General features: G+C 64.5%; 23 protein-coding genes and 1 pseudogene. 19 read left to right on the forward strand and 5 right to left on the reverse strand.

Annotation, left to right across the window (positions count from 1 at the left end; translation table 11 throughout):
* Positions 1–49: 49 nt before the first annotated feature.
* Positions 50–1,357 carry a LysM peptidoglycan-binding domain-containing protein gene (locus tag WJU18_RS02175; RefSeq protein ID WP_423460916.1) on the reverse strand — a complete coding sequence of 436 codons (1,308 nt, stop codon included), beginning with the start codon at positions 1,355–1,357 and terminating at the stop codon, positions 50–52.
* A 189-nt stretch (positions 1,358–1,546) separates the two neighbouring features.
* On the opposite strand from WJU18_RS02175, the gene def reads away from it, so the two are divergent.
* The 11 genes and pseudogenes from def (at position 1,547) to WJU18_RS02230 (ending at position 12,804) form a co-directional block, all read left to right on the forward strand.
* Positions 1,547–2,074 carry a peptide deformylase gene (gene def / locus WJU18_RS02180; RefSeq protein WP_423458540.1) on the forward strand — a complete coding sequence of 176 codons (528 nt, stop codon included), beginning with the start codon at positions 1,547–1,549 and terminating at the stop codon, positions 2,072–2,074.
* A complete protein-coding gene (locus WJU18_RS02185) occupies positions 2,074–2,664 on the forward strand; it encodes a hypothetical protein (protein ID WP_423458541.1) in 591 nt (196 codons plus the stop codon). Before def ends, WJU18_RS02185 begins: the two co-directional genes overlap by 1 nt.
* A 74-nt stretch (positions 2,665–2,738) precedes the next feature.
* Positions 2,739–3,236: pseudogene (locus WJU18_RS02190) on the forward strand (methionyl-tRNA formyltransferase); the annotation flags it as partial.
* Positions 3,237–3,433: 197 nt separating this feature from the next.
* On the forward strand, positions 3,434–3,739 hold the full coding sequence (locus WJU18_RS02195; protein ID WP_423458542.1) for a hypothetical protein: 306 nt from the start codon (positions 3,434–3,436) through the stop codon (positions 3,737–3,739).
* On the forward strand, positions 3,736–4,902 hold the full coding sequence (locus WJU18_RS02200; protein WP_423458543.1) for an AzlC family ABC transporter permease: 1,167 nt from the start codon (positions 3,736–3,738) through the stop codon (positions 4,900–4,902). The genes WJU18_RS02195 and WJU18_RS02200 overlap by 4 nt, the downstream gene beginning before the upstream one ends.
* 191 nt (positions 4,903–5,093) lie before the next feature.
* On the forward strand, positions 5,094–6,287 hold the full coding sequence (locus WJU18_RS02205; protein ID WP_423458544.1) for a phosphoglycerate kinase: 1,194 nt from the start codon (positions 5,094–5,096) through the stop codon (positions 6,285–6,287).
* 61 nt (positions 6,288–6,348) lie between these two features.
* On the forward strand, positions 6,349–7,911 hold the full coding sequence (locus WJU18_RS02210) for a phospholipase D family protein (protein WP_423458545.1): 1,563 nt from the start codon (positions 6,349–6,351) through the stop codon (positions 7,909–7,911).
* A 283-nt stretch (positions 7,912–8,194) separates the two neighbouring features.
* A complete protein-coding gene (pyk, locus tag WJU18_RS02215) occupies positions 8,195–9,628 on the forward strand; it encodes a pyruvate kinase (RefSeq protein ID WP_423458546.1) in 1,434 nt (477 codons plus the stop codon).
* A 190-nt stretch (positions 9,629–9,818) separates the two neighbouring features.
* A complete protein-coding gene (gene fba / locus WJU18_RS02220) occupies positions 9,819–10,883 on the forward strand; it encodes a class II fructose-bisphosphate aldolase (protein ID WP_423458547.1) in 1,065 nt (354 codons plus the stop codon).
* 44 nt (positions 10,884–10,927) lie between these two features.
* Positions 10,928–11,833, forward strand: a complete 906-nt coding sequence (locus tag WJU18_RS02225) for a phosphoribosylaminoimidazolesuccinocarboxamide synthase (RefSeq protein ID WP_423458548.1) — start codon at positions 10,928–10,930, stop codon at positions 11,831–11,833.
* A gap of 107 nt (positions 11,834–11,940) precedes the next feature.
* Complete coding sequence (locus WJU18_RS02230) at positions 11,941–12,804, forward strand: hypothetical protein (protein WP_423458549.1); 864 nt, start codon at positions 11,941–11,943, stop codon at positions 12,802–12,804.
* A gap of 115 nt (positions 12,805–12,919) precedes the next feature.
* Here WJU18_RS02230 and WJU18_RS02235 read toward each other — a convergent pair whose 3' ends face one another.
* Together WJU18_RS02235 and WJU18_RS02240 are read right to left on the reverse strand one after the other, a co-directional pair.
* The gene (locus tag WJU18_RS02235; RefSeq protein ID WP_423458550.1) at positions 12,920–13,729 is read right to left on the reverse strand and encodes an aspartate dehydrogenase; all 810 of its coding nucleotides are present in this window, start codon (positions 13,727–13,729) and stop codon (positions 12,920–12,922) included.
* Positions 13,726–14,547, reverse strand: a complete 822-nt coding sequence (locus tag WJU18_RS02240) for an IclR family transcriptional regulator (RefSeq protein WP_423458551.1) — start codon at positions 14,545–14,547, stop codon at positions 13,726–13,728. Before WJU18_RS02240 ends, WJU18_RS02235 begins: the two co-directional genes overlap by 4 nt.
* A gap of 172 nt (positions 14,548–14,719) precedes the next feature.
* Here WJU18_RS02240 and WJU18_RS02245 point away from each other — a divergent pair, with 172 nt between their 5' ends.
* Genes WJU18_RS02245 through WJU18_RS02275 form a run of 7 tightly spaced genes read left to right on the forward strand, consistent with a single transcriptional unit; the run spans position 14,720 to position 22,739 of the window.
* Positions 14,720–15,673, forward strand: coding sequence for an alpha/beta hydrolase (locus tag WJU18_RS02245; RefSeq protein WP_423458552.1), 954 nt, complete (start codon positions 14,720–14,722; stop codon positions 15,671–15,673).
* On the forward strand, positions 15,670–17,031 hold the full coding sequence (locus WJU18_RS02250; protein ID WP_423458553.1) for an amidase family protein: 1,362 nt from the start codon (positions 15,670–15,672) through the stop codon (positions 17,029–17,031). Before WJU18_RS02245 ends, WJU18_RS02250 begins: the two co-directional genes overlap by 4 nt.
* Before the next feature lie 41 nt (positions 17,032–17,072).
* On the forward strand, positions 17,073–18,758 hold the full coding sequence (locus WJU18_RS02255; RefSeq protein WP_423458554.1) for an ABC transporter substrate-binding protein: 1,686 nt from the start codon (positions 17,073–17,075) through the stop codon (positions 18,756–18,758).
* A 51-nt stretch (positions 18,759–18,809) separates the two neighbouring features.
* Positions 18,810–19,754, forward strand: a complete 945-nt coding sequence (locus WJU18_RS02260; protein ID WP_423458555.1) for an ABC transporter permease — start codon at positions 18,810–18,812, stop codon at positions 19,752–19,754.
* Between the two features lie 14 nt (positions 19,755–19,768).
* The gene (locus tag WJU18_RS02265) at positions 19,769–20,662 is read left to right on the forward strand and encodes an ABC transporter permease (protein ID WP_423458556.1); all 894 of its coding nucleotides are present in this window, start codon (positions 19,769–19,771) and stop codon (positions 20,660–20,662) included.
* Positions 20,663–20,673: 11 nt separating this feature from the next.
* Entirely contained in the window at positions 20,674–21,711 is a 1,038-nt protein-coding gene (locus tag WJU18_RS02270) for an ABC transporter ATP-binding protein (RefSeq protein ID WP_423460917.1), read from the forward strand.
* Positions 21,708–22,739 (forward strand): ABC transporter ATP-binding protein, encoded by a 1,032-nt coding sequence (locus WJU18_RS02275; RefSeq protein WP_423458557.1) that lies wholly within the window; start codon positions 21,708–21,710, stop codon positions 22,737–22,739. Before WJU18_RS02270 ends, WJU18_RS02275 begins: the two co-directional genes overlap by 4 nt.
* 2 nt (positions 22,740–22,741) lie before the next feature.
* On the opposite strand, the gene WJU18_RS02280 is transcribed toward WJU18_RS02275, so the two are convergent.
* Together WJU18_RS02280 and WJU18_RS02285 are read right to left on the reverse strand one after the other, a co-directional pair.
* The gene (locus WJU18_RS02280) at positions 22,742–23,914 is read right to left on the reverse strand and encodes a phosphoglycerate dehydrogenase (protein ID WP_423458558.1); all 1,173 of its coding nucleotides are present in this window, start codon (positions 23,912–23,914) and stop codon (positions 22,742–22,744) included.
* Positions 23,915–24,068: 154 nt separating this feature from the next.
* Positions 24,069–25,190, reverse strand: a complete 1,122-nt coding sequence (locus WJU18_RS02285) for a phosphoserine transaminase (RefSeq protein ID WP_423458559.1) — start codon at positions 25,188–25,190, stop codon at positions 24,069–24,071.
* A gap of 74 nt (positions 25,191–25,264) precedes the next feature.
* Between WJU18_RS02285 and pyrF the strand changes: the two genes are divergently transcribed.
* Positions 25,265–26,104 carry an orotidine-5'-phosphate decarboxylase gene (gene pyrF / locus WJU18_RS02290; RefSeq protein ID WP_423458560.1) on the forward strand — a complete coding sequence of 280 codons (840 nt, stop codon included), beginning with the start codon at positions 25,265–25,267 and terminating at the stop codon, positions 26,102–26,104.
* The last annotated feature ends 115 nt before the right edge of the window (positions 26,105–26,219 follow it).

Raw genomic sequence — 26,219 nt, forward strand, 5'->3', positions numbered from 1 at the left:
CTGGGTGCGTCCCCCTATGGGGGGAAGGCGCGCCAGCGACTTAGGGGGGTCATGGTTTCACCAACTTGTCCCCTACCTGGACACCGTCGGAGATTTCCATCACCAAGGCATAGGAAACGCGCTCGAACGGGCGGAACACCAAGGCCACGCCGTTGCGTTCGTCGGGCAGCCGGATCGCCTCGCCTCTTTCCTTCTGGGTTTTGTCGAGCATGCGTTGGCCGGTGGACAGCAGTGCAAGCACGTGACCGTTTTCGATGCCGTCGCGCAGGCCCTTGTTGATCACCACCACCTGGTTTTGAGCGGCATAGCGCACGGCATTCCCGCCATACACCGACACCACCCGGGCATCGATGGGCAGATCCGGCGCGTGCGGCACATAGCTGCGGAAGTCACGCGGCGGCTCGGGCAGCAGGCGGTCACCAGCGCGCATTTCTTCCTTGTTGCTCAGGATCGTGAAGGTGGCGGGCACCGGTAGCGTTTCAGGCTGCCGGGTTTCAACGGTCAGGGAGGTGGCATCCTGCTCGCCTGGCGCCGGCATATTGGAGCGCGGCGCGGTGGACACCGGTTGCGTTTCGAGAGGTTCCTCGGCTTCGCTTTCCCCGCGCACCAGTTCGGCGCTGCCGACGTACTGGCCCTCGTAGCCCAGGATCTCGCCTGAGATCGGGTCTTTCAGGGGAGTGGCGTTGCGGAATATGCGAAAACGCGTCGGCAGGCCCGGCGCCAGCAGGACGGGCGCATCCTCGGGGCCCCGCACGTAGGCCCGGTCTCCCGTGACCAGCAGCACGCGGCGGTCGGTGTTGGTGGCCACGATGCGCGGTGCACGCTCGAAGGTGTCGTCGTCCACCACCAGCGGCTCGGAAAGGAAGGGCTCGATCAGGTGCGGTTGCAGGGTAGGGAGCGGCCCTCCGCCCAGCAACTCGCTGCGGTTGCGCGGAGAAATGCGCACGGTGCCACTGGGCTCGCCGTTCACGCCGCTGGCCATGCGCAGGCGCGCGCGCCCGCCCGAGCGGTCCAGGTAGAGCTGCTGGCCGGGATAGATGAGGTGAGGGTTGCGGATTTCCCCGAGGTTCATGCCCCAGAGAGCCGGCCAGCGCCAGGGAGAGCGCAGGAACTGGCTCGAAATGCCCCAGAGCGTGTCGCCCCGGCGCACGGTGTATTCGTCTGGCGCGTTGGGGGAGAGTTCGGAAAGCGGCACGCCCGCCTGTGCCACCTGCGCCGCCGTGCTGCGTTGCTCTGCGGTGACGGGGTAGCGTGGACCCTGCTGGGCTTGCGCCAGCGCAGGAGAGACCAAGGCCAGGTAGCCGAGAACCGTCAATGCGTGTCGCTGGCCGTTACTCAGCGTAAAACTATGTGTCATTTTCATATTGGCCGAGCCAAACTCTTGACAAAGCACTGTGTATTTTTGCATTCAAGTCCTTGTCGGGGCAATGAAAATGGGAGAGGGTGCCAGCGCGATCAGCAAAAAGTCGCGAAAATAACGACATCTTTACCCGCTTGGAACGTGTTCACGATCTCTACGAGGAGATCGTGAACACCTTCTTAGGACATGGCCCAGCTTTCAATTCTCCGTTATCCCGATGCACGCTTGCATAAAGTTGCCAAGCCCGTGCAGGCTGTCGATGCGCGCATCAAGGCGCTGATCACCGACATGTTCGACACCATGTATGACGCCAGCGGCATCGGTTTGGCCGCCACGCAGGTGGACGTCCATGAGCGCCTGATCGTGATCGATGTCTCCGAAGAGCGCAATGAGCCCATGGTGCTGATCAATCCCGAGGTCATCTGGGCCAGCGAAGAGCGCCTCAGGGGCGATGAGGGCTGTCTCTCGGTGCCCGGCATCTATGACGGCGTGGAGCGCCCGGCGCGCGTGAAGGTGCGGGCGCTGGATGGCGAAGGCCGTTCGCGCGAAATCGAGGCCGAGGGCCTGCTGGCTGTCTGTATCCAGCACGAGATGGACCACCTGATGGGCAAGGTCTTCGTGCAGTACCTCTCTCCGCTCAAGCAGAACCGCATCAAGACCAAGCTGCTGAAGCAGGAAAAGCAGGAGCGCCGGGAGCAACTGGAGAGCACCTGATGACTTCCGCCTGGCCCCCATGGCGGGCACTGCTTGCCGTCGTCGTGGCCTGGACCTTGGCCCTGGCAGGTTGCGCCAGTCAGCCTGAGAAGCTGCCTCCCGGCATGCCGCGCGCCGAAGTGCTGCAAGCCCTGGGCCAGCCCACTGCGACCTATCTGATCGAGAACGGCCAGCGCCTGCAGTACTCCATGCAGCCGGCGGGCCAGCGCGTCTACAACGTCGATCTGGATGCGAGCGGTCGCCTGGTGCGTGCGGAGCAAGCGCTGAACGAGGGCTTGTTTCCCAAGCGTATCCTGCCCGACCGCTGGACGCAGGAAGACGTATTGCGCGAATACGGCCGGCCGGCGCGCATCGAAGCCGTGCACAATTTCAACGGCCGCATCTGGGTCTGGCGCTATGCCGACGGCCCCATCTGGCGGCTGCTGTTCATCGATATTGACCCGCAAGGCATCGTGCGGGGCTACAGCGTGGGTGATGAGCCCATGCCGGACCCCCGGATCCGCCGCGCTAAGAACGTCTTGATCTGTTTTTTCCCCTTTCCCGTTTGGTGGGAGAAGGCTGAACGGAGCAGGCCATCCTGTGATGGGTAAGCCGCCTTTCCGTCAGCGGCATCATTTACTTTTGTCCGGATGTCCGGCCCTCCATTTCCTGAATGTCTTTTTCCATGAAAGTCGCCTTCGCCGGCACCCCCGAATTCGCCAGCGTGGCCCTGGAACGCCTGCATGCCGCCGGCTTCACCATTCCGCTGGTGCTGACCCAGCCTGACCGTCCCGCGGGGCGCGGCATGAAGCTGCAAGCCTCTCCCGTGAAACAGTTCGCCCAGGCTCATGGCATTCCTGTGGTCCAGCCGCGCAGCTTGCGGCTGGATGGCAAGTACCCCGAAGAGGCACAGGCCGCGCGTGCCGCCCTCGAGGCTGCCGATGCCGATGTGTTGGTGGTCGCCGCCTACGGACTGATCTTGCCGCAGTGGGTGCTCGACGGCGTGCCTTCGCCGCGCGAGGGGCGCAGGTGGCTTGGTTGTCTGAACATCCATGCCAGCCTGCTGCCGCGCTGGCGCGGCGCGGCACCCATCCATCGGGCCATCGAAGCGGGGGATGCGCAAACAGGGGTCACCATCATGCAGATGGATGCCGGCCTCGACACCGGCGACATGCTCCTGCTTGAAAAACTGCCCATCGGGGCGCGCGACACCACAGCTACGTTGCATGACAAGCTGGCCGTGCTGGGGGGCGCCTCATCGTGGAAGCGCTCGAAATCGCAGCCTGTGGAGGCTTCAAGCCCGTGCCGCAGCCGTCCGAGGGCATTACCTACGCGCACAAGATCGAGAAGAACGAGGCGAACATCGACTGGTCGCTGCCCGTGGCCGAGATCGAGCGCCGCATCCGCGCTTTCGATCCGTTTCCCGCCGCCAGCACCGTGGTACACGGCACCCCGCTCAAGGTATGGCAGGCGCAGGTACAGACGCAGGAAGATGCGGCTGCCAAGGGCGATGCCGGACGCATCCTTTCCATCGACGACACCGGCATCAGCGTGCAGTGCGGCTCCGGCGTGCTGCGCCTGACTGAGCTGCAGCGTCCTGGGGGCAAGCGGCTGCCGGTGGCGGATTTTCTGCGCGGCTTCCCGCTCGAGGCCGGCGAAGTGCTCGGAGACAAGGCCGCGGTATGAACATGCCTGCCCCCGAGAAGTTGACGCGCGGCCGCGTGGGCACGTGGCTGTCCCAGCGGGTCGAGGCGTTTTCCCACATCGCGCGCCATCCGCTCTACTGGGTCGGCGCGCGCGAAATGGCGGGGGTGTCGGTAGGGCTCACCGCGTGGTCCTTCATGACCGGCGTGGCCATGATCAAGTCCGGCATGTCGCTCACCGAGGCGGTGCTGATGTCGGTGCTGGTCTACGCCGGCAGCGCGCAGCTGGCGGTCATCCCGCTCATCGCGGTAGGCGCGCCCCTGTGGGTGATCCTGGCGACCGCCTTTTGCGTGAACCTGCGCTTCGTGGTGTTCAGCCTGCACCTGCGCGAGTATTTCATGTTCCTGCCCAAGGCCAAGCGCCTGTATCTGGGCTATTTCACGGGCGACGTCACTTACGTGCTGTTCACCAGCCGCTTTCCCAAGCCGGCGCAGACCGACACCCAGCGCCGGGCGCAGATGGCCTACCTTTGGGGCGGCAACATCACCAACTGGGGGTTCTGGCAGGTGATGAGCCTTCTGGGCATCTTTGTCGGCAATGCCTTCCCGACCCGCTGGGGTCTGGAGTTCGCCGGCACGCTCGCGCTCCTGGGCATGGTCTGCTCGCTTGCCACCACGCGCTTGCGCGCGCTGTCAGCCGTGGTGGCGGGCGCGGCCGCCATGGCCGTGTATGGTCTGCCCTACCGGCTCAACATCGTGGCGGCCATCGCCATGGCCGTGGCGGCGTGCATGCTGCTCGAATCCCGTGGCCGCGGGCCAACCCCCAGTTGCCCGGGCCTTCTTCCGACAAGGATCTTCATGGCTGAAACAGACGGCTGGACGCTGCTCGCGATCCTTTGCCTGACGGTGGTCAGCGTGGTCACGCGCAGCTTCTTCTTTATCTCCGAGCGGCCATGGAAGCTGCCCAATTGGGCGCAGCGCGGCTTGCAGTACGCGCCCATCGCGGCGCTCATGGCGGTGATCACGCCCGATATCTTCATGCTGAACGGCCAGCTCACCGTGCCCTGGCGCGATGCCCGCGTATTGGCCGCCATCGTGGCCGCCCTGTTCTATTTCTGGCGCCGCCAGAGTAGTCTGGCCATGTTGGGCACGATCGCCGTAGGCATGGCGGTGTACCTGCCGTTACGGCTGGGGCTGGGTTGGTAGCGCGTCTTCATTAAAATTGATCCCCCGGGGTCCCTCGCTCGCTCAGTGCTTGTTCCCGAAACATGGGGCCTACGCAAACCCGTCGTTTCCGCGCAGGTGGGAATTCAGCGACAACGCCGAGATAGAAGGCGGATGCCTGGATTCCCGCCTGTGCGGGAGCGACGATACGAGACAACTATTCCTTTGCCACCATGAACGTCATCCGCTTTTCAGATCTGTGTACCCAAGGCAAGGCCAAAGGCCAGCGCGTCTTCATCCGCGCCGACCTCAATGTGCCGCAGGATGACGCCGGCCGCATCACCGAAGACACGCGCATCCGCGCCAGCGTGCCCTGCATCAGGATGGCGCTGGAGGCCGGCGCCGCCGTCATGGTGACCAGCCACCTGGGCCGCCCCACCGAGGGCGAGGTGCGCCCCGAGGACTCCCTGGCGCCGGTGGCCGAGCGTCTCGGCGAGCTGTTGGGCATGCCTGTGCCCCTGGTGCGCGATTGGACCGACGGCGTGAGCGTGGCACCGGGCGCCGTTGTGCTGCTCGAGAACTGCCGCTGCAACAAAGGCGAGAAAAAGAACGACGAGGGCCTGTCGCGCAAGATGGCCGCGCTGTGCGATATCTATGTGAACGATGCTTTCGGAACCGCGCACCGGGCTGAAGCCACCACCTATGGCATTGCCCGGTTCGCGCCCGTTGCCAGCGCCGGCCCCTTGCTGGCCGCCGAACTCGATGCCCTGCAGCAAGCGTTGGCACATCCCAAGCGCCCGCTGGTGGCCATTGTGGCCGGCAGCAAGGTCAGCACCAAGCTCACCATCCTGCAAGCCCTCGCATCCAAGGTGGATCAATTGATCGTCGGTGGCGGTATCGCCAACACCTTCATGGTGGCCGCCGGCCTGCCCATCGGCAAATCCCTGGCCGAGCCCGATCTGGTGGATCAGGCCAAGGCGGTGATCGAGGCCATGAAGCAGCGCGGCGCGGAAGTGCCGATTCCCACGGATGTCGTCACGGCCAAGGAGTTCAAGGCAGATGCCCCCGCCGAGACCAAGAAATCCACCGAGGTGGCCGCGGACGACATGATCCTCGACATCGGCCCCGAAACCGCCGAGCGGCTGGCCGCGCAATTTAAAGCCGCTGGCACCATCGTCTGGAACGGACCCGTGGGTGTATTCGAGTTCGATCAGTTCGCGGGGGGCACCAAGGCCATCGCCGATGCCATCGCGCAATCACCCGCTTTCAGCATCGCGGGCGGCGGCGATACCCTCGCGGCCATCGCCAAGTACGGGATTGAAAAAGACGTGGGCTACATCTCCACCGGTGGTGGCGCGTTCCTGGAAGTGCTGGAAGGCAAGACGCTGCCCGCGTTCGAGATCCTGGCCCAGCGCGCGGCCGGCTGAAGCATGGTGGCATGACGCTGCTGCAGCGTAAGCACGTTCTCCGAGCTGAATGGTGAAACCCATGTGGCGCTGGATACTGATTGCAGTAGCCGTGCTGTTCGTGCTTTCGGTGCTGGCCCTGTGGTCCTGGGGGCACTTCGCGCAGCGCGCACGCGGCCAGCCGTCCACAGCCCTGCCGGTGGCGGCAGACGCTACGCGGCTGGACCGGCTGATCGCTCCGCTGTTGGCCGCGCAGGCACCGGGGGCTAGCGGCGCCGCATTGATCTCCCATCCCGAACAGGCCTTCGTCGCCCGCGCCCGCGGTGCCCGGGCGGCCGAGCGCAGCCTGGACGTGCAGTACTACATCTGGCGCCACGACCTCACCGGCCGCCTGCTGGAAAATGAACTGCTGGCTGCCGCCGACCGGGGCGTGCGCGTGCGCCTCCTGATCGATGACATGAACGTGGCCGGCCGCGATGACATATTGCTGGCCATGGACGCCCACCCCAACCTGGAGGTGCGCATCTTCAACCCGGCGCGCAGCCGCGCGGGCGGGTTGCGCCGGGCCATCGAGATGGGCTTGCGCTTCGTCGGCTTCAACCGGCGCATGCACAACAAGGCCTGGATCGCCGACAACCGCCTGGCCATCGTGGGCGGGCGGAACGTAGGCGACGAATACTTCGGCGCTTCGGAGAACACCAATTTCCAGGACGCCGACCTGCTCATGGTGGGGCCGGCGGTGGCGCAGACCAGCGCCATCTTTGATGCGTTCTGGAATTCGGCGGCCGTGGTGCCCTTGGGCGCGCTGCACGAGGGCAGCGCGCGCCTGTCTCCGGAAGCCCTGGCGGCCGAGCGCCGGAAATGGCTCGCCGAGGTCGGCGCGCAACCCTGGGTAAAGGCCCTGGCCGCGAACGACGACACCGACGAAAGACTGCGCCGGGGCGCGGTGACTTTCTACTGGACGCCGAACCTGCGCGTGGTGTCCGATCCGCCGGAAAAAGCAGCTCCCGTGGCCAGCCGGCGCGAGCGCGCGGCATGGCTGCTGTACGACGTCAACGCCCTGCTGTATTCGGCGCGGCATGACAGCTGGCTGATTTCGCCCTATTTCGTGCCGGGCGAGGCGGGCACCCTGATGCTGGCAGGCCAGGCTGCGCGTGGCATGCAGGTGCGTGTGCTGACCAACTCCCTGGCCGCCAATGATGTGCCCCTGGTGCATGCCGGTTACATCGACTACCGCGCCGCGCTGCTGGCGCAAGGCGTATCGCTGTACGAACTGAAGCCGGGCGCTTCCAGTCCTGACCGCGAGCTGATAGGCTCCAGCGGCGCCAGCCTGCACACCAAGGCGTTCGTGGTGGACGGGCAGCGCGGCTTCGTCGGTTCGTTCAACTTCGATCCCCGCTCCGCCCAACTCAACACCGAGATGGGCGTGATGTTCGATCATCCAGCCCTGGCCGCCGAGGTCAAGCAGATGTTCGACCACGGCACCCGGCCCGAATCCGCCTGGCGTGTCACGTTGGCCGAGGACGGCAGCCTGCGCTGGCACGGCGCGGCCGGCCGCGTATGGACCGAGGAGCCCGAAACCGGGGCCGGCCTGCGCTTGCTGGTGTGGTTGATGAGTTTTCTGCCGATCGAATCGCAGCTCTAGTGTCCTGAGTTGCAAATTCGTTGATAAATAAATCTGCCGAAATCGACGTCAGGCAAGCGGTGCGCCGATGCGACGCAAAACGCAGTGATACCGAGTGGTATCGCGAGGCTTTGCAACGCCGCATGGTGTTGATTCTCGGTAGATTTATTCAACGAATTTGCAACTCAGGACACTAGAGTGCCCTGGCGACAGCGTGGTGTCAAAGCAGTGACGTCTTGGCATGCCAGAATGAGCGCTTGCGGGCCACCATGCGGGTGACCCCTATCCCGAAGGATGTACTCCCATGACCTACCGCGCTACCAAAATCGTTGCCACGCTCGGCCCTGCTTCCAGCGATCCCGCGCTACTGGAGGAAATGATCCGCGCCGGCGTCAACGTGGTGCGCCTGAATTTCAGCCACGGCAAGGCCGAAGACCACATCGAGCGCGCACGGCTGGTGCGCGAAGCCTCCGAGCGGGCAGGGCGTGAGGTAGCCATCATGGCCGACCTGCAGGGCCCGAAGATTCGGGTGGGCAAGTTCGCCGAAGGCAAGGTCATGCTGGAGCCGGGTGCTTCTTTCGTGCTCGATGCCGCGCGCAAGGAGCCTGGCGACCTGACTGGCGTCGGCCTCGACTACAAGGAACTGCCGCGCGACGTCAAACCCGGCGACACCCTGCTGCTCAATGACGGGCTGATCGTGCTCACCGTGGATGCCGTGCGCGGCGAAGCCGTGCACACCATCGTGAAGCTGGGCGGTGAGCTGTCGAACAACAAGGGCATCAACAAGCAGGGCGGCGGGCTGACGGCGCCCGCGCTCACCGCCAAGGACATGGAAGACATCAAGACCGCGATGAGCTTCCAGGCGGACTACGTGGCGGTCAGTTTCCCGAAAAACGCCACCGACATGGAAATGGCGCGCCAGCTCTGCAACGTGGCCGCGGCCGAATTCCGCCACAAGCCCTACCTGATTGCCAAGATCGAGCGCGCCGAGGCGATCCCCAGGCTGGCGGAGATCCTGGCGGCCAGCGATGGCATCATGGTCGCGCGCGGCGATCTGGCGGTGGAAGTCGGCAATGCAGCCGTGCCCGCGCTGCAGAAAATGATGATCCGCGCGGCCCGCGCCAGCGACAAGCTGGTGATCACAGCCACGCAGATGATGGAGAGCATGATCACCAACCCGGTGCCCACTCGGGCCGAGGTGAGCGATGTGGCCAACGCCGTGCTCGATGGTACTGATGCCGTCATGCTGAGCGCCGAGACCGCGGCCGGAAAATTCCCGCTGGAAACCGTGCGGCAAATGGCGCAGATATGCGAAGCCGCCGAAGCGCATGATTCCGTGGAACTCGATGCCGATTTCACCGGCCAGACTTTTTCGCGCATCGACCAGTCGATCGCCATGGGAGCGCTTTTCACGGCCTACCACTTGGGCGCCAAGGCCATCGTGGCACTCACCGACTCTGGCTCCACCGCACTCTGGATGAGCCGGCACCGTGTGCGCATTCCCATCTATGCGCTGACGCCCAAGATCGGCACCCAGCGCAAGATGGCGCTGTACCGCAACGTGCGCCCCATGCTCATGGACACCAGCGCCAATCGGGACGAGGCCTTGACGCAGGCCGAAGGCCACCTCAAGCGCCAGGGCATCGTGGACCCCGGTGATGTCTACGCCATTACCTGTGGTGAGCCCATGGGGGCTCCCGGCGGCACCAACATGCTCAAGATCTGCCGTGTAGGCTAACAGGTTAGCCTTTCAACAAGTACGTGACGGAGTTGTCTTGTGGGCGGATTCGCTCACAGGCTGTTACCTGGCTTTTCAAGGTGTCGCCAAGAAAGGGCGGCCAAAGCGCACCCACGGGTAAAATGGCGGGTTAGCCAAGGGTTTAGGCCACATAAGCCCTTTTCTCCCACTTTTTACGACGAATCCGACCATGCCCCTCGTTTCCATGCGCGAGCTGCTCGATCACGCAGCAGCCAACAACTATGGCATTCCTGCTTTCAACGTGAACAACCTGGAGCAGGTGCAGGCCGTGATGGCCGCCGCCGACGAAGTGGGCGCGCCCGTCATCCTGCAAGCCAGCGCCGGCGCGCGCAAGTACGCAGGCGAAAGCTTCATCAAGCACCTGATTGCCGCCGCCGCCGAAGCCTACCCGCATATTCCGCTGGTGATGCACCAGGACCACGGCACCAGCCCGGCCATCTGCCAGGGCGCCCTTGACCTGGGCTTCGGCTCGGTCATGATGGACGGCTCCCTCAAGACCGACGGCAAGACGCCCGCCAACTTCGATTACAACGTCGACGTCACCCAGCAGGTCGTCGCCATGGCCCACAAGGTGGGTGCCACCGTGGAAGGCGAACTGGGGTGCCTGGGCAGCCTGGAAACCGGCGAAGCCGGCGAGGAAGACGGTGTCGGCGCCGTGGGCAAGCTCAGCCACGATCAACTGCTGACCGATCCCGAGGAAGCCGCGCAGTTTGTCAAGGCCACCCAGCTCGATGCCCTGGCCATCGCCATCGGCACCAGCCACGGCGCTTACAAGTTCACCCGTCCCCCCACGGGCGACGTGTTGGCCATCGGCCGCGTCAAGGAAATCCACGCGCGCATTCCCAACACCCACCTGGTGATGCATGGTTCCTCCTCCGTACCCCAGGACCTGCTGGCCCTCATCAACCAGTTCGGCGGCAAGATGAAGGAAACCTACGGCGTGCCGGTGGCTGAAATCCAGGAAGCCATCAAGCACGGCGTGCGCAAGATCAACATCGATACCGACATCCGCCTGGCCATGACCGGCGCGGTGCGCAAGTTCCAAGCCGAAAACCCTGACAAATTCGACATGCGCGAGTGGATGAAGCCCGCGCGCGAAGCCGCCAAGGCCATCTGCAAGCAGCGCTACATCGAGTTCGGCTGCGAAGGCCAGGGCGCCAAGGTCAAAGGTGTGCCGCTCACCGTGATGGCTGAAAAATATGCGAAGGGCGAATTGGCGCAGAAAGTGGTTTGAAAGCGTGAATGCGTTTTGACAGCCCGCCCGCACAGACAGAAATCATGAACACCACCTCAGCCCTGCACACCAGCGCCCTGCACAGCCTGCCCTTGCTTGCGCGCGGCAAGGTGCGCGACAACTACGCCGTGGGCAACGACCGCATCCTGATGGTGGCGAGCGACCGCATCAGCGCCTTCGATGTCATCATGGGCGAGCCCATTCCCGGCAAGGGCCAGTTGCTTACGCAAATGGCACTGTGGTGGTTCGAGCAGTTGAAAGGCATCGTGCCCAACCACCTCACGGGCGATGCCCCCGAAAGCGTGGTGGCGCCTGACGAGGTGGCGCAAGTGACCGGGCGCAGCATGCTCGTCAAGCGCCTGAAACCTATCCCCGTGGAAGCGGTGGTGCGGGGCTACCTGGCCGGCAGCGGCTGGAAGGAATACCAGGAAAACCGTGCCGTCTGCGGCGTGCCGCTGCCGGAAGGGCTGAAAAATGCCAGCAAGCTGCCGCACTCCATCTACACCCCTGCCGCGAAGGCGGAGGTAGGCGAGCACGACGAAAACATCACCTTCGAGCGCACGGTGGAAATGATCGGCCCTGAACTGGCCGCCAGGATTCGAGACGTGAGCATCCAGCTCTACGAGCGGGCTGCCGCCATCGCCCTGAAGAAGGGCATCATCATCGCCGACACCAAGTTCGAATTCGGTTTGGACGATGCCGGCCAGCTGGTGCTGATGGACGAAGTGCTCACACCCGATTCTTCCCGCTACTGGCCCGCCGACAGCTACCAGGAGGGCATCAACCCTCCCAGCTTCGACAAGCAATTCCTTCGCGACTGGCTGGAACAGGCGCGGGTGAACGGCAAGCCCTGGGCCAAATCGCCGCCCGCACCCGTTTTGCCGAAAGACGTGGTGGATGGCACCGCCGCCAAATACCGCGAAGCCATGGTGCGTCTGACCACCGTTTGACGCGCGCTGACCGGCCGGAGCCGGTTCTCCGTGCGATGGAACCAGCCGCCACCGCAGGTTACTCAATGGCGAGGATGAAGATCCATCCTCGCCAATCGTGACCTGCCATGCCCGACTTCGATACCCAAGCCCCCTCGTCTGCGCCCCCTCTGGCGTACGCAGGCTCTTTGCCGGCCGATGCCTCCAAGGTTGCGTTGCACGCGGGGCAGGGCGCTTCCAACGTGGAGGTCGGCCAGGACGAAACCATCCATGCGCTGCTGCACGAGGGCGTCGACGAGTCTCGCCTGGCTATCCAGACCAGCTTCGAGGCGCTTCGCAAAGCCAAGAGCACCTTCACGAATGAGCTCTCGGCAGGCATTTTCTCGGATGAAGAAAAGGACGCACTGGAGTTGCTGGGGCGAGCGCTCGATGAAACGGAGTCTGGCCAGAGAGCGATCGAGCTGCTCGAGCATGCGCGGGTGCGTTCGCGCAGAGGCGTCTGGGGCACGGCCTGGGAACAGCCATCGGATCACGGCGCGAAGCTGGTCGTCACGGTCAGTGAACTGGAAGCACTGGCACTGTGCCGGCAGGCCCTCATGAACGAAACGGATGGCTTGAGCAGCATTGTGAGGCTGCACGCCGGCGCAAGCGAGCGGCAGGCGGAGACCGCCCGGGAGAGCGCAGGGCTGATCGAAATCAACGAAGACCCGCACCCTCGGAGCTTTCCGCAGGAGTGGACCCTGCATCTCGTCCACCCTGGGACCACCACGCCGCTATGCAGCGGACTGCAGTTCTGGTGCGAATATGGCTTCGACGATGGCGATGACTGGCCGGTGTCCGTGCTGGTCATCGACGATCTCGACGATATCGAGACGCTCAGGAGGCCGGGATATATCGAGCGGGCCCTCCAGAAGCAAGACGAAGACAGCGAGTGGCGGCAGGCCGGCAGTCAGGTCCGCATGCAGCTTTTCAGATCACACGCACCCGAATGATGTGCGCCACGCTCTCGACGGCCATGCGCGGGGCGGGGGTACAGGCCATGCCGATGTCAAGCACTATGAAGCGAGGGTGCATCCTGCGGGCTGAGAGGAAGAATCGCGCTGGTTTTCAGGCCAGGCGCAAGGCGTTCGGCCCGCCGCGCAGGTAGGCCACGATGCTGTAGGCCGTGCTGCTGGAGGTCTTGGGGTTGCTGGCGGAGGGGCGTGCTTCCGTCTCGAACTCGAACCGGCCCAGTGCGCTCGCGCCATCCAACCGGTGGCGATTGACCGTGGCCTGAGGGTCGGCAATGAGGCGCACCGCAGTGTCTTCCATGCCCACGCCAGCCAACGCCACGGTGGCGGCCACATTGGCGTTCTTGGGGTAGGCCAGAGCCACTTCGCGGGCATTGCCTTCGAAGATAACGGTGGGGGCTGTCAGTGCGCCAAGATCAAACTGCGTGGCGGCAGGCGTTCCTTCCCATGCCGCTGCCGGCTTGATGCCGGTATAGCAAAGCGTTTGCAGGCCGGCGGCCTTGGCGCTCGTGATGGCATCAATGGCCGCCACGGCGCCATTGAGCACCAGAAGGCGCCTGTCGTTTTCGCGGGCGGCTGTACGAAGTCGCTCCAGCAGTACCTGATCGGCCAGCGAGCCCGACGAGATCAAGCCGAAATCCCGGCCCTGGGACAACGCCTGCTGTCCGTATTGCGGGACGGCGGAGTGGCCTGCGGTTTCGATGACGAGCCTGACATTGCCAGGCAGGGCGGCCAGGCTGTCGGTGACTCGCACTGTGGGCGGCACCATGTTTCTGTATTGATCCGCCTTGCCGGGCCGGACGACGACATGAATGTCCAGTTTCACGCCATCAGCTTCTTTCATCAGCTCCTGCACCACGGTCTGGGCCGTGCCGCCATAGCCGATGAGGGCGATCGGTTGCATCATGCGTTCTCCGAGCTGAGTTGCCGGGCGTAAAGGGTGGCCAGCCGGCTGGCGGCGGTTTGTAACGCCTGGGTCATGGTGGCCTTGTCGGAGTGCTTCATGCGTTCGGACGGCCCTACCAACGAAACCGAGAGGATGACCCCCACCTGTGCCAGCGGCACGGGGGCGGCGACGGCAATCAGCCCACGATCGATTTCCTCCATGCACCAGGCAATACCGGTACGGCGAACCTTCTCGAGTTCGGTTCTCAGAGCCTCCAGGGAGGTCAGCGTTCTGGGCGTTAGCGCGGGAAGCGGTTCGGTGCAGATCTGCCTGACCAGGTCGTCGGGCTGGTAGGCGAGGATGGCCTTCGCGGAGGCAGCGGCATGCGGCGGCATGAGGTGGCCGGGATTGACATAGCCATACCAGTCCCTCGGCGGCGTCATCATCATGATGCTTTCGATTTTCGTACCGCGCAGCATGCTGAGAAATGCGGTTTCGTGGAACTGTTCAGCCAGGTCCCGCAAGATGCCCTGGGACAGCGTGGCCAGGCGGTTGGGAGACACAGCGGCTCCCAGCAGGCGCTTGATGCGCGGCCCCAGCCAGTAGATGCGCCGCGCCGAGGTGCCTTCATCGGCTTCGCTCGAAGGGGGATCGGTTTCCAGGCAGCCGGCATGGAGCAGGCCGCTCAACAGGCGGTGCAGCGTGGCTTTCGGCAGCCCGAGGGTCTCACGCATCTCACCAAAGATCAGTCCCTCCGGATGCTGACTGAGCAGCTCCAGGATCAACAGTTGCCTCTCCAGGACCGCTGGCGCTTTGGGGTCAGTCGATGTTTCTTCCATGGTTCATTGAAGCACAAGGCTCTGAAATCGTGAGCCCGTTCCGGGATATCCGGGCGGGCCCACAAGTTTCTTCTTGACGGCCTCATGACAAGAAAAGCATAATAGTTCCGAATATCGATAGTATAGTTCCGAAATTCGAGACTAAAAAGAAAAAACGGGCAACACGACAGCAATGAGCAACAGTACAGCGGTAGCTTGGGACCGGGCAGGGCATCTGGTTCGAGTCATCTCCCCCGCAGGGGTGGAGATGTGTGGCTTTCACACGCCTGCTGCGAGCGATGCGCCCTTGCTGCTGTGCTTGCACGGGCTGAGCGGCCACATGGATACGAGCTTTGTTTTCGAATTCTTCAAAACCGGCTCGCCCTTGCGTTCGTTTCACGTGCTCTCCATCACCTCCAGCGGGCAGGGCAACATTTCCATGGCGCGCCAGGGCCAACTGCTTGAGTACCGGTTGGGCGGATCGGCCTATGAACGCTTCGAGGAGTGTGTAGGAGACCTGGCAGCTTGGGTCGATCATGCGGCACGGTGCACCTCGGGGCCCATCATCCTCCTGGGGCATTCGCTGGGCGCTTCGAAGGTGGTGCACTACCTCGCCCAAAGCGGGGATACGCGCGTCAAAGGCCTCGTGCTGGCCTCCGCGCCGGATCTGAAGGGGGCGTTCGTCGCGCTGCATGGTCCCGCACGGTTCGAGGCGTTCATGGCCGAGGCACGTGCCCGGGTCGCGCAAGGCCAGGGCCGCAGCCTCATGGGTGAGGACTGCGTCATCGGCCTGCTGCGCCAGCGCGTGTCGGCCCAGACGCTGCTGGACCGCTTTGAAGACGCGAGCGCGGCGGACACGTTCGATTTCTTCGGCCGCGAATCCAAGACGGCCTTTCGCGCCCTCGAGCAAGTGACGGCGCCTGTCCTGGCCATTTACGGGCAGCAAGGTGAAATCGTCGGTGAAAACGGCACGGCATCCGCCCTGGCGCTGCTGAAGCGGCACGCCACACGCGCCGCGTCGTTCGAGAGCCTCATCGTGGCTGGCAACCATTGGTACATGGGGGCCGAGGCCGCGCTCGCGGAGGCTCTGGCGCGCTGGGCCATGGCCCATGGCATGGCATCCTCTGCCGAGGAAGCCCGCGCATGACCTCCACGATCGCGGGACTCTCCGGTGCCTTTGCTTCCCGCCAGGCGGATCCGGCCGAGGTCCTGGAGGCCTGCATCCAGCGCATCCAGGACGAAAGCGCGGGTGCTCCGGGCATCATCGCGTCGCCCACTTTCGAACGGGCGCGGGCATCCGCCCATGCCAGCGCGGAGCGGTGGCGCAAGGGGCAGCCGCTGAGCGCCGTGGATGGCATTCCGATGGTCTGGAAGGACGTGTTCGACATGTCGGGCCAGGTCACCACATGCGGCTCGGCGGTCAGGAAAAACGCCAACCCCGCCACCGAGGATGCCGCGCTGGTCCGCCAACTGGAAGCCGGCGGCGCGGTCAGCGTGGCCCGGACGACACTGAGCGAGTTCGCCTATTCCGGCCTCGGCATCAATCCTTTCGCGGGAACGCCGGTCAATCCATGGGATCCGAAGACGCCTCGCGTCGTCGGAGGCTCTTCCTCGGGCAGCGCCGCAGCCGTGATCCGCGGCTGGGTGCCGTGCGGCATGGGGTCGGATACATCCGGCTCCCTCCGGGTCCCGGCGGCCTTCACGGGCCTCGTGGGGTTCAAGCCCAGCCACGGCCGGTACGTGGCCGGCGGCATGTTTCCGCTGGCTCCGTCGCTCGATACGGCGGGCCCGCTGGTGCGCGATGTCCGCGATGCCAGCTTGCTGGATGCCGTGCTGACAGGCGTGCCGGTGCCCGCCACCGCGCTGCGCGACTGGACTTTCGTCGTACCGGCAGGCCGTGCGCTGGCCGCCAACACGGACGAAGTGCAAGCCGTCTTCGAGCGGGTGCTCGGCCTGCTTCGCGGGCAAGGGGTGAAGTTCGTCGAGCGCGCCTTCGGTGCGTTCGAGGAGACGCGGGATCTGTTCGATCAGCATGGCACTCTTGTGGCTGTCGAAGCGACGCAAGTGCACCGCGAACTGCTGCAAAGCGAAGCCCTCGCCCTGGTGGATCCGCGGATCGCGGCCCGGATGAAGCTGGGGGCGCAGTTGAGCGCGGCCTCGGCGGCGGAGATCACCGGCCGGCGGGCGCCATTGCTCGCGCGGTCGCAGGCGGACATGGCGGCGGGCGAAGTGCTGCTGTACCCCACTGTCTGCATGACGGCCCCCGAGATCGGCCCTCTCAACGAAGACGTTGCCTGGTTCGCCGCCTGCAATGCGCGCGTCCTGCAGAACACGATGCTGGCCAGTTACCTCGATATGCCCACGCTCAGCTTGCCGGCAGGACTGGCGGTCAGCGGGTTGCCGGTGGGCTTGTCGGTCAGCATGGCCGCCGGGCGCGATGCCCTGCTGCTGGCGGTCGCGGAACGGCTGCAGGAAGCGCTGCAAGACAAGCTGCGGGCCGATTGAGTTTCCTTTCCAACCCGCCAAAGCCGAGAACCCTTTCTTTCATGTCCTCCAGGAGCACTTCAGTGAACCGTATCCCCTGCCCCCTGCCCTTGAAATCCGTCGCGGCGGGCGCCGCGATCTGCCTGCTGTCGCTGCTGAACCCGGCGCATGCCCAGGAAAAGACGCTGCGCATCGCCATGACCGTCGGTGACATTCCCCGCACGCTCGGCCAGCCTGACCAGGGGCTGGAAGGCACGCGCTTCACCGGCATCCCCATGTACGACGCGCTGACGCAGTGGGACCTGTCCAAGGCCGACGGCCCCAGCCTCCTGATCCCGGCCCTGGCCACGAGCTGGCAGGTCGACGCCAAGGACAAGACCAAGTGGGTGTTCAAGCTGCGCCCGGGCGTGAAGTTCCACGACGGCTCGGTCTTCAACGCCGGCGCAGTGGTCTGGAACGTGCAGAAGGTGCTGGACAAGTCCGCGCCCCATTTCGATGCCAGCCAGGTCGGCGTGACGACTTCGCGCCTGCCCACGCTGGTCTCTGCCCGCAAGATCGACGACCTGACGGTCGAGCTCACCACCACCGAGCCGGATTCCTTTCTGCCGATGAACCTGATCAACCTCTTCATGGCGTCGCCCACGCACTGGGAAGCCAAGCTGAAGGCGGTGCCGGCCAGCGTGAAGGACCCGGCCGAGCGCGCCAAGCAGGCCTGGAGCGCTTTCGCGGCGGATGCTTCGGGCACCGGCCCGTTCAAGATGACGCGGCTCGTGCCGCGCGAGAGGCTGGAGCTGGTGGCCAACAAGGCGTACTGGGATCCGAAGCGCACGCCCAAGCTCGACAAGGTCGTGCTGTTGCCCATGCCCGAAGCCAACGCGCGCACTGCGGCGCTGCTGGGCAATCAGGTCGACTGGATCGAGGCCCCCGCACCGGATTCCCTCCCGGTCATCAAACAGCGCGGCTTCGTCATTCATTCGAATGCGCAACCGCACGTATGGCCCTGGCAGTTGTCCATGGCGCCGGGCTCGCCCTGGCTGGACAAGCGCGTGCGGCATGCAGCGAACCTGTGCGTGGACCGCGCAGGGATGAAAACCATGCTGGGCGGCATGATGGCTGAGCCCAAAGGCGTGGTACCGCCCGGCCACCCCTGGTGGGGCAACCCGAAGTTCGACATCAAGTATGACGTGAAGGCGGCGCAGGCCTTGATGCAGCAGGCCGGCCACTCCGCCGCCAAACCGCTGAAGGTCAAAGTGCAAATCTCGGCTTCGGGATCGGGCCAGATGCAGCCGCTGCCGATGAACGAGTTCGTCCAGCAGTCGCTGAAGCAATGCTACTTCGACGTCGAATTCGACGTGATCGAATGGAACACGTTGTCCACGAACTGGCGCCTCGGCCCCAAGGACGCGTCAGCCCATGGCTCGAACGCCATCAATGTCAGCTTCTCGGCCATGGATCCGTTCTTCGGGCTGGTACGCTTCTCCTCGACCAAGACGTTCCCGCCGCTCTCGAACAACTGGGGCTACTATGGCAACGCGGAAGTCGACAAGCTGGTGGCTGACGCGCGAACCTCGTTCGACGACAAATCCCGCGATGCCGCGCTGGGCAGGCTCCATGCGCGCATGGTCGAGGACGCGCCGTTCATCTTCGTTGCCCATGACGTCGGTCCGCGCGCCATGTCGCCCAAGGTCAAGAACGTCGTGCAGCCGCGCAGCTGGTACATCGACATCGCGACGATGACCAAAGACTAAAGCCCGAGGGGGCACTTCCGTGCCCTCAGCTCCTGCCTGTCAGCTATCTCCATGCTCGCCTACATCCTGCGCCGCCTCCTTCACGCCATGCCCACCATCCTGGGGGTGGCGCTGGTCTGTTTCGCGCTGGTGCACCTCGCGCCAGGTGACCCGCTCGTGGCTATTCTTCCGCCGGACGCCACGGCCGAGCTGCAAGCGCAGTTGCGCGAACTGTACGGCTTCAACCGCAGCCTGCCCGAACAGTTCTTCAGCTGGGTCTGGCGCGCGCTGCATGGCGATCTGGGCACGTCCATCGCCACCAGCCGGCCGGTCGCGGACGAAGTGTTCACGGCGGTTGGCAACACGCTTCGCCTGGCCGTCGCCGCCACGGCCATTGGTTTCATATTCGGCTGCCTGTTCGGCTTCGTGGCGGGCTATTTCCGTAACTCCTGGATCGACCGGGCCGCCTCCGTGGTCTCGGTACTGGGCGTGTCCGTGCCGCACTACTGGCTCGGCATGGTCATGGTGATCGTGTTTTCATCGCTCCTGGGCTGGCTGCCGGCCTCGGGAGCCGGTTCCGGCGAGTCTCCCTGGAGCACGGATGGGATGAAATTCCTGATCCTGCCGGCCGTGACCATGGCCGTGATTCCCATGGGCATCGTGGCGCGCACCGTCCGCGCGCTGGTGGCCGACACGCTGGAGCAGGAGTTCGTGCTGGGTCTGCGTGCCAAGGGGCTGACGCATTTCGACATCTTCCGCCACGTCGTCAAGAATACCGCGCCCACCGCAATGGCCGTCATGGGCTTGCAGTTAGGCTACCTGCTTGGCGGCTCTATCTTGATCGAGACCGTCTTCAACTGGCCTGGTACCGGTTTCCTGCTGAATGCGGCGATCTTCCAGCGCGACTTGCCGCTGCTGCAAGGCACCATTCTGGTATTGGCCATGTTCTTCGTGGCGCTCAATCTGCTGGTGGACATTCTGCAAACCTTGCTCGATCCCAGGATCGAGCGCGCTTGAAGGAGTGTATTGACATGGACGCCATGCTTTCGTCTCCCGCCACCATGCAGCCGCATCAGGCTCAGCGTGGGCGCGGCTACTGGGCCTCGGTCTGGCTGCGGCTGCGTCGCGACCCTGTAGCCATGGGCGCAGCCATCGTGGTCGTGCTGCTGATCGGCCTGGCTGTGTTCGGTCCCTGGCTCGCACCGGCTGATCCCTATCAAGCCTCTATGCTCAAGCGGCTCAAGCCAATTGGCACCGAAGGGCATCTGCTCGGCACCGATGAATTGGGCCGAGACATGCTTTCGCGCCTGATCGTGGGGGCTCGGCTGTCCCTTTTCATCGGTATCACGCCGGTGCTGTGCGCTTTCGTGCTTGGCTCCATTGTCGGCATTACGGCCGGCTATGCAGGTGGCGCGGTCAACAGCATGATCATGCGCACCGTCGACGTGTTCTATGCCTTTCCTTCCGTACTGCTGGCCATTGCATTGTCTGGCGCTCTGGGGGCGGGGATTCTGAACTCGCTGATCTCGCTGACCATCGTATTCATTCCGCAGATAGCGCGCATCGCCGAGACCGTGACCACGCAGGTACGCGGCCGCGATTACGTGGAGGCCGCGCGCGCCACCGGGGCGGGGTCTTTTTTCATCGTACGTGAGCACGTGCTGGGCAATGTGCTGGGACCGATTTTCGTGTATGCGACCAGTTTGATCGCTGTGTCGATGATCCTGGCATCCGGCCTGTCCTTCCTCGGCATGGGCGTCAAGCCGCCCGAGCCTGAGTGGGGCCTGATGCTCAATACCCTGCGCACGGCGATCTACGTGCAGCCTTGGGTGGCCGCGTTGCCGGGCCTGATGATCTTCATCACCTCTATTTCGTTCAATCTCCTTTCCGACGGCCTGCGCACGGCCATGGACAATAAAGGGTGAGCCGCATGTCTATGGAACCAATAGCCGCCACGGCCACAGGTGGGCAAGGAGTCGAGCCGCTTCTGAAAGTAGGCGGATTGATGAAGCACTTTGCGCTGGCCAAGGGAACCTCTCTGCTGGGCGGACAGCGCAAGGTTGTGCGCGCCGTGGATGGCGTGGACTTCGAGGTCATGAAAGGCGAAACGCTAGGCGTGGTTGGTGAATCGGGCTGCGGCAAGTCGACCACGGCGCGTCTCCTGATGCAACTGATCGAGCCGAGCGCCGGCGAAGTGGTGTTCGATGGGCGCGTCGTGGGCAGCCGCGACTTGCCGCTCAAGGAATTCCGGCGTCAGGTGCAGATGGTGTTCCAGGATAGCTATGCGTCCTTGAACCCTCGGTTGACGATCGAGGATTCGATCGCCTTCGGTCCGCGCGTGCATGGTGTGAAGGCGCGGGAGGCGACGGCACGCGCGCGTGATCTGCTGGCGCGCGTTGGCCTTGAGCCTGGCCGCTTCGCCGAGCGTTATCCGCACGAGCTCTCGGGCGGCCAGCGTCAGCGTGTGAACATCGCTCGTGCGCTGGCGCTGCAACCGCGCATGGTGATCCTGGACGAGGCCGTATCCGCGCTCGACAAATCCGTCGAGGCGCAGGTGCTCAACCTGTTGATGGATCTCAAGGCGGAGTTCGGCCTCACGTATGTATTCATCAGTCACGATCTCAACGTCGTGCGCTTCATCAGCGATCGGGTGATGGTCATGTACCTGGGCCGGGTGGCCGAAATCGGTCCTTCGGATGCGCTGTTTGATGATCCTGCGCACCCCTACACGAGTGCATTGCTATCGTCCATGCCTTCCATGGATCCAGACCATCGCACCGAGGAGGTGCCGCTGGCCGGTGATCCTCCAAACCCTATCGATCCGCCGAGCGGCTGCCGCTTTCATCCGCGCTGTCCGCGGGCGGCCGCGGTCTGTTCAAAGACAGAACCGCCACGCGTGCTGCGTGCGCAGCAATCCGTCGCCTGCCTGATCCACCAGCGCGGCAGCGGCCACCCCGAGGCATTGCCGGCATGACTGCAGAAGGAACCTCCTTGAGTGCCGCCGCAGACCCCCTTGTTCGCCTGCGCGATCTGCACGTCACATTCACGGGCGGCCGCAAGCCTGTGCGCGCCGTCAATGGCGTCAGCCTGGACGTGCGCCAAGGCGAGGTCGTCGCGTTGATCGGAGAATCAGGCTCCGGCAAGAGCGTGACCATGCGCACCCTGCTGCGCCTGCATCCACCTCGTCGCAGCCAGATCTCCGGCGAGGTCAGCGTGGCCGGCCGCGATGTGCTGGCCATGTCTGGCCGCGAACTGGCGGACTATCGGGGCAAGTTCGTGTCCATGATCTTCCAGGAGCCGCTGCTGGCGCTGGATCCGGTCTACCCTGTGGGTGCGCAGATCATCGAGACCATCCGGCGGCACGAGCCTGTATCGAAGGTAGAGGCGCATCGGCGTGCGTTGGAGTTGTTCGAGCGCGTGCGCATACCGAGCCCCGAACGCCGGCTGCAGGCCTATCCCCATGAGATGTCAGGCGGCATGCGCCAGCGCGCGATGATCGCACTGGCCCTGGCTTGCCGACCGCAAGTGCTGTTGGCCGATGAACCGACGACCGCCCTCGACGCCACCGTGCAGATCCAGATCCTGCTGCTGCTGCGCGAACTGCAACGCGACCTTGGTCTGTCAGTCCTGTTTGTCACGCACGACATTGGTGCCGCCGTGGAGGTGGCGGATCGTATTGCCGTGATGTACGCCGGGCGCATCGTGGAAGAGGGGACGGCACGCGAACTGATCCGTGCACCGCGCCATCCCTACACTATCGCGTTGCTCAAGAGCCGTGCACACGGTGCCTTGGCGCGAGGCAGCCGGCTTGAAACCATTGGCGGGGCACCGCCGGATCTGGCAGCGCTGCCGCCAGGCTGTTCATTCGCTGAACGCTGCGGCCTGGCCGAGGAGCGCTGCCGGACTATGCAGCCTGAGGCGGTCACCTTATCGCCAGTCCACAGGGCATGCTGTCTGCGGACTGAGGCCGTGGCTGGGATTGCGACGATGACGGTCGGGTGAACTCAGATCACACGCACCCGAATGACGTGCGCCACGCTCTCGATGGCCTTGCGCGTGGCGGCACCGGGCACGGAGGCCACATCGATCAGGTTGTAGGCCAGTGCGTCGCGGCTGCGGTTGCTCATGTCGATGACGTTGAGGCCTGCTTCCGCCAACACCGAGAGCACGCTGCCCAGAACACCGGCGACATTGTCATTGGCGATGGCCAGGCGTGCCGCGCCTGGGGTCCTGTCCATGCGGATGGCGGGGTAGTTCACCGAGTTGGCAATGTGGCCGTGCTCCAGGAAATCGACCAACTGATCGGCGGCCATGACCGCGCAGTTCTCTTCCGATTCCTCGGTGCTGGCGCCGATATGCGGCGTGGCGATGGTTTTTTCATGCGTGACCAGTCCGGGCTCGGGGAAATCGCTCACGTAGCGGCCCAGGTGCCCGGCATCGAGGCTCTGGATGACGGCGGCGGGATCCACGATGGTCTCCCGCGCGAAGTTCAGCAGCACGGCGCCCGGCTTGATGGCGGCCAGCGCGGCGGCGTTGATCATGTGGCGCGTGCTGTCCAGGGCGGGAACGTGCAGGCTCACGTAGTCGGAGCGGGCCAGCAGCGAAGGCAGGTTCTCCATGCGCTGCACGGAGTTCGGCAGGCGCCAGGCGGCATCGATCGACAGGGCCGGATCGAAGCCCAGCACTTTCATGCCCAGCGCCAGCGCCGTATCGGCCACCATAGAGCCGATGGCTCCAAGGCCGACCAGCCCCAGCGTCTTGCCCCGCAGTTCGCTGCCCGCGAACCGTGATTTTTCCTTTTCAAGCAACTGATGCATCTCGGCCGAATCGGCCATGGCGCTGAGTGAGCGCGCATAGTCAATCCCGGGAAGGATGCCTCTCGTGGCCAGGAGCATGCCGGCCAGCACCAGTTCCTTCACGGCATTGGCGTTGGCACCTGGGGTGTTGAACACCACGATGCCTTGTCCGCCGTAATCATGGACAGGGATATTGTTGACTCCGGCTCCGGCGCGCGCCACCGCCAGCAGAGAAGGGGGCACCGGCTCGCCTTGCAGCTTGTGGCTGCGCAGCAGATAGGCCTCCGCCTGCACAACATCGCTGCCGACCTCGTAGTTTCCGGGGTCGAAGCGCTCAAGCCCTTTCGGGGAGATGGCGTTATAGGTCTTGATCTTGAACATGTGTCTCCTTCCAAAACCGGTGGCAGCCTCTAAAGTGCGCTTACGACCTCTTCACGGATCTGTTGCACACGATAGGCCGCGGAGCAGGCCATTCCAAGGCACCCGCGGAGCTGGCTTTGCCAGGCCGCTGGGTGCGTCCCGGCGCGCAAGCGCCTCAGGGGGTTTGCACCGCCTCATATCCCCAGGCCAGCCAGGGCATCAGTGCTTCCAGATCGCTCTTTTCCACCGTGGCGCCGCACCAGATCCGGATACCGGCAGGGGCGTCCTTGTAGGCGCCGATGTCATACGCGACACCTTCGGTTTCGAGCATTTTCACCAGCGCCTTCACCTTGTCTTCCGGCAGATCAAGCTGCAGGCAGACACTGGTGTTGGAGCGTGTCTCCACGGTCTTGGCCAGGAAGCTGATCCACGGATGAGCCGCGACAAAGTCTTCGATCACTTTCAGGTTGGCCTGGCTGCGCGCGATCGTGCCCGCCACGCCGCCCACGCTTTCGCACCATTTCAGTGCATCGAGGTAATCGGCAGCGCAGAGCATGGACGGGGTATTGATGGTGTCGCCCTTGAACAGGGCTTCGTTCAGCTTGCCGCCGCTGGTCATGCGGAAAATCTTGGGCAGCGGCCAGGGCGGGGAATAGCTTTCCAGCCGCTCCACCGCACGCGGCCCCAGGATCAGCATGCCGTGAGCACCTTCTCCGCCCAGCACCTTCTGCCAGGAGTAGGTGATCACGTCCAGCTTCTGCCAGGGCAGCTCCATGGCGAATACGGCACTGGTGGCGTCGCAGATAGTGAGGCCCTTGCGGTCATCGGGGATCCAGTCGCCGTTGGGCACGCGCACGCCGCTGGTGGTGCCGTTCCAGGTGAAGACCACGTCATTGTCGAAGTTGACCTGGCTCAGATCGACGATTTCGCCATAGCCCGCTTCCAGCTTGCGCACATCGGAAAGCTTGAGCTGTTTCACAACATCGGTCACCCAGCCGGAACCGAAGGATTCCCACGCCAGCATGTCGACGCCGCGCGCGCCCAGCATGGACCACATGACCATTTCCACCGCACCGGTGTCGGAGGCCGGCACCACCGCTACACGATAGCCCTCGGGCAGGCCGAGGATGCGCGCCGTTTCGCTGCAGCAGGCGCCCAGCACCTTCTTGCCGAGCGCAGACCGGTGGGAGCGCCCGAGGCTGGATAACTCCAGCTGTGCGACATCGTAGCCCGGCCGCTTGGCGCAGGGGCCCGAAGAGAAGTTGGGAATCCGGGGTTTGGTCTGAGGTTTTTGCATCTCGGGCTTTTTCGGGGAAAAGGGAGCGAAGAGGCATTCTAGAGTCTGCATAACCACCTAATTAAAATAGGTGAATGACCTTTCTCGACCAACTGCGCGCCGCTGAAAGCGCCAATGCATCGATGTTGTGTGTGGGGCTGGACCCCGAACCTGCGCGTTTTCCGGCTGGTGTGGCCCGGGATGCGGAGGGTATTTACAACTTCTGCGCTGCCATCGTGGAGGCGACGGCCGATCTGGTGATCGCCTTCAAGCCGCAGATCGCCTACTTCGCCGCCCACCGGGCCGAGGCGCAGCTGGAGCGTCTGATTGCGCGCATGCGCGCCGTGGCGCCGCAAGTACCCGTCATCCTCGATGCCAAGCGCGGCGACATCGGCTCTACCGCCGAGCAGTACGCGCGCGAGGCGTTCGAACGCTACGATGCCGACGCGGTGACGCTCTCGCCGTTCATGGGCTTTGATTCGGTGGCTCCCTACCTCAAGTACCCGGGCAAGGGCGCTTTTCTGCTGTGCCGTACCTCCAACCCCGGCGGTGATGATCTGCAGAACCAGCGGCTGGCTTCCGTCCCCGGCCAACCGCTGCTGTATGAACACATCGCGAAGTTGGCGCAAGGCCCGTGGAACACGAACGGACAACTTGGCCTGGTGGTGGGGGCGACCTATCCCCAGGAGATCGAACGCGTGCGCGAGCTCGCGCCCACGCTGCCTTTGCTGATCCCCGGCGTTGGGGCGCAGGGCGGCGATGCCACAGCCACGGTGCAGGCCGGCTGGCGCGGCGCGGCGGGCGCCACCACCGGGCCGGTCATCGTCAACAGCTCGCGTGCCATCCTGTACGCCGGCAACGGGCCGGATTTCGCGGATGCAGCCCGCGCCGCCGCCCAGGCCACCCGGGCGCAGTTGCAGGCTGCGCGCGGCTGAGGCTTCTTCTCCTCACCGCATGCGGGAGAGACTGACACAGGCAGACCTGCCGACTTGAGCCCCGGACCCGCCCCGGCTTCGTCATTCCGGCGAAGGCCGGAATCCAGGGATAGGA

The sequence above is a fragment of the Ottowia sp. VDI28 genome (genome assembly GCF_049532675.1).
GTDB lineage: Bacteria > Pseudomonadota > Gammaproteobacteria > Burkholderiales > Burkholderiaceae_C > Ottowia.

Bases quoted from the DNA above. Each gene is read 5' to 3' on its own strand.
- WJU18_RS02175 (WP_423460916.1), bottom strand. From the start codon at position 1,357: ATGACACATAGTTTTACGCTGAGTAACGGCCAGCGACACGCATTGACG.
- def (WP_423458540.1), top strand. From the start codon at position 1,547: ATGGCCCAGCTTTCAATTCTCCGTTATCCCGATGCACGCTTGCATAAA.
- WJU18_RS02185 (WP_423458541.1), top strand. From the start codon at position 2,074: ATGACTTCCGCCTGGCCCCCATGGCGGGCACTGCTTGCCGTCGTCGTG.
- WJU18_RS02200 (WP_423458543.1), top strand. From the start codon at position 3,736: ATGAACATGCCTGCCCCCGAGAAGTTGACGCGCGGCCGCGTGGGCACG.
- WJU18_RS02205 (WP_423458544.1), top strand. From the start codon at position 5,094: ATGAACGTCATCCGCTTTTCAGATCTGTGTACCCAAGGCAAGGCCAAA.
- WJU18_RS02210 (WP_423458545.1), top strand. From the start codon at position 6,349: ATGTGGCGCTGGATACTGATTGCAGTAGCCGTGCTGTTCGTGCTTTCG.
- pyk (WP_423458546.1), top strand. From the start codon at position 8,195: ATGACCTACCGCGCTACCAAAATCGTTGCCACGCTCGGCCCTGCTTCC.
- fba (WP_423458547.1), top strand. From the start codon at position 9,819: ATGCCCCTCGTTTCCATGCGCGAGCTGCTCGATCACGCAGCAGCCAAC.
- WJU18_RS02225 (WP_423458548.1), top strand. From the start codon at position 10,928: ATGAACACCACCTCAGCCCTGCACACCAGCGCCCTGCACAGCCTGCCC.
- WJU18_RS02230 (WP_423458549.1), top strand. From the start codon at position 11,941: ATGCCCGACTTCGATACCCAAGCCCCCTCGTCTGCGCCCCCTCTGGCG.
- WJU18_RS02235 (WP_423458550.1), bottom strand. From the start codon at position 13,729: ATGATGCAACCGATCGCCCTCATCGGCTATGGCGGCACGGCCCAGACC.
- WJU18_RS02240 (WP_423458551.1), bottom strand. From the start codon at position 14,547: ATGGAAGAAACATCGACTGACCCCAAAGCGCCAGCGGTCCTGGAGAGG.
- WJU18_RS02245 (WP_423458552.1), top strand. From the start codon at position 14,720: ATGAGCAACAGTACAGCGGTAGCTTGGGACCGGGCAGGGCATCTGGTT.
- WJU18_RS02250 (WP_423458553.1), top strand. From the start codon at position 15,670: ATGACCTCCACGATCGCGGGACTCTCCGGTGCCTTTGCTTCCCGCCAG.
- WJU18_RS02255 (WP_423458554.1), top strand. From the start codon at position 17,073: ATGTCCTCCAGGAGCACTTCAGTGAACCGTATCCCCTGCCCCCTGCCC.
- WJU18_RS02260 (WP_423458555.1), top strand. From the start codon at position 18,810: ATGCTCGCCTACATCCTGCGCCGCCTCCTTCACGCCATGCCCACCATC.
- WJU18_RS02265 (WP_423458556.1), top strand. From the start codon at position 19,769: ATGGACGCCATGCTTTCGTCTCCCGCCACCATGCAGCCGCATCAGGCT.
- WJU18_RS02270 (WP_423460917.1), top strand. From the start codon at position 20,674: ATGGAACCAATAGCCGCCACGGCCACAGGTGGGCAAGGAGTCGAGCCG.
- WJU18_RS02275 (WP_423458557.1), top strand. From the start codon at position 21,708: ATGACTGCAGAAGGAACCTCCTTGAGTGCCGCCGCAGACCCCCTTGTT.
- WJU18_RS02280 (WP_423458558.1), bottom strand. From the start codon at position 23,914: ATGTTCAAGATCAAGACCTATAACGCCATCTCCCCGAAAGGGCTTGAG.
- WJU18_RS02285 (WP_423458559.1), bottom strand. From the start codon at position 25,190: ATGCAAAAACCTCAGACCAAACCCCGGATTCCCAACTTCTCTTCGGGC.
- pyrF (WP_423458560.1), top strand. From the start codon at position 25,265: ATGACCTTTCTCGACCAACTGCGCGCCGCTGAAAGCGCCAATGCATCG.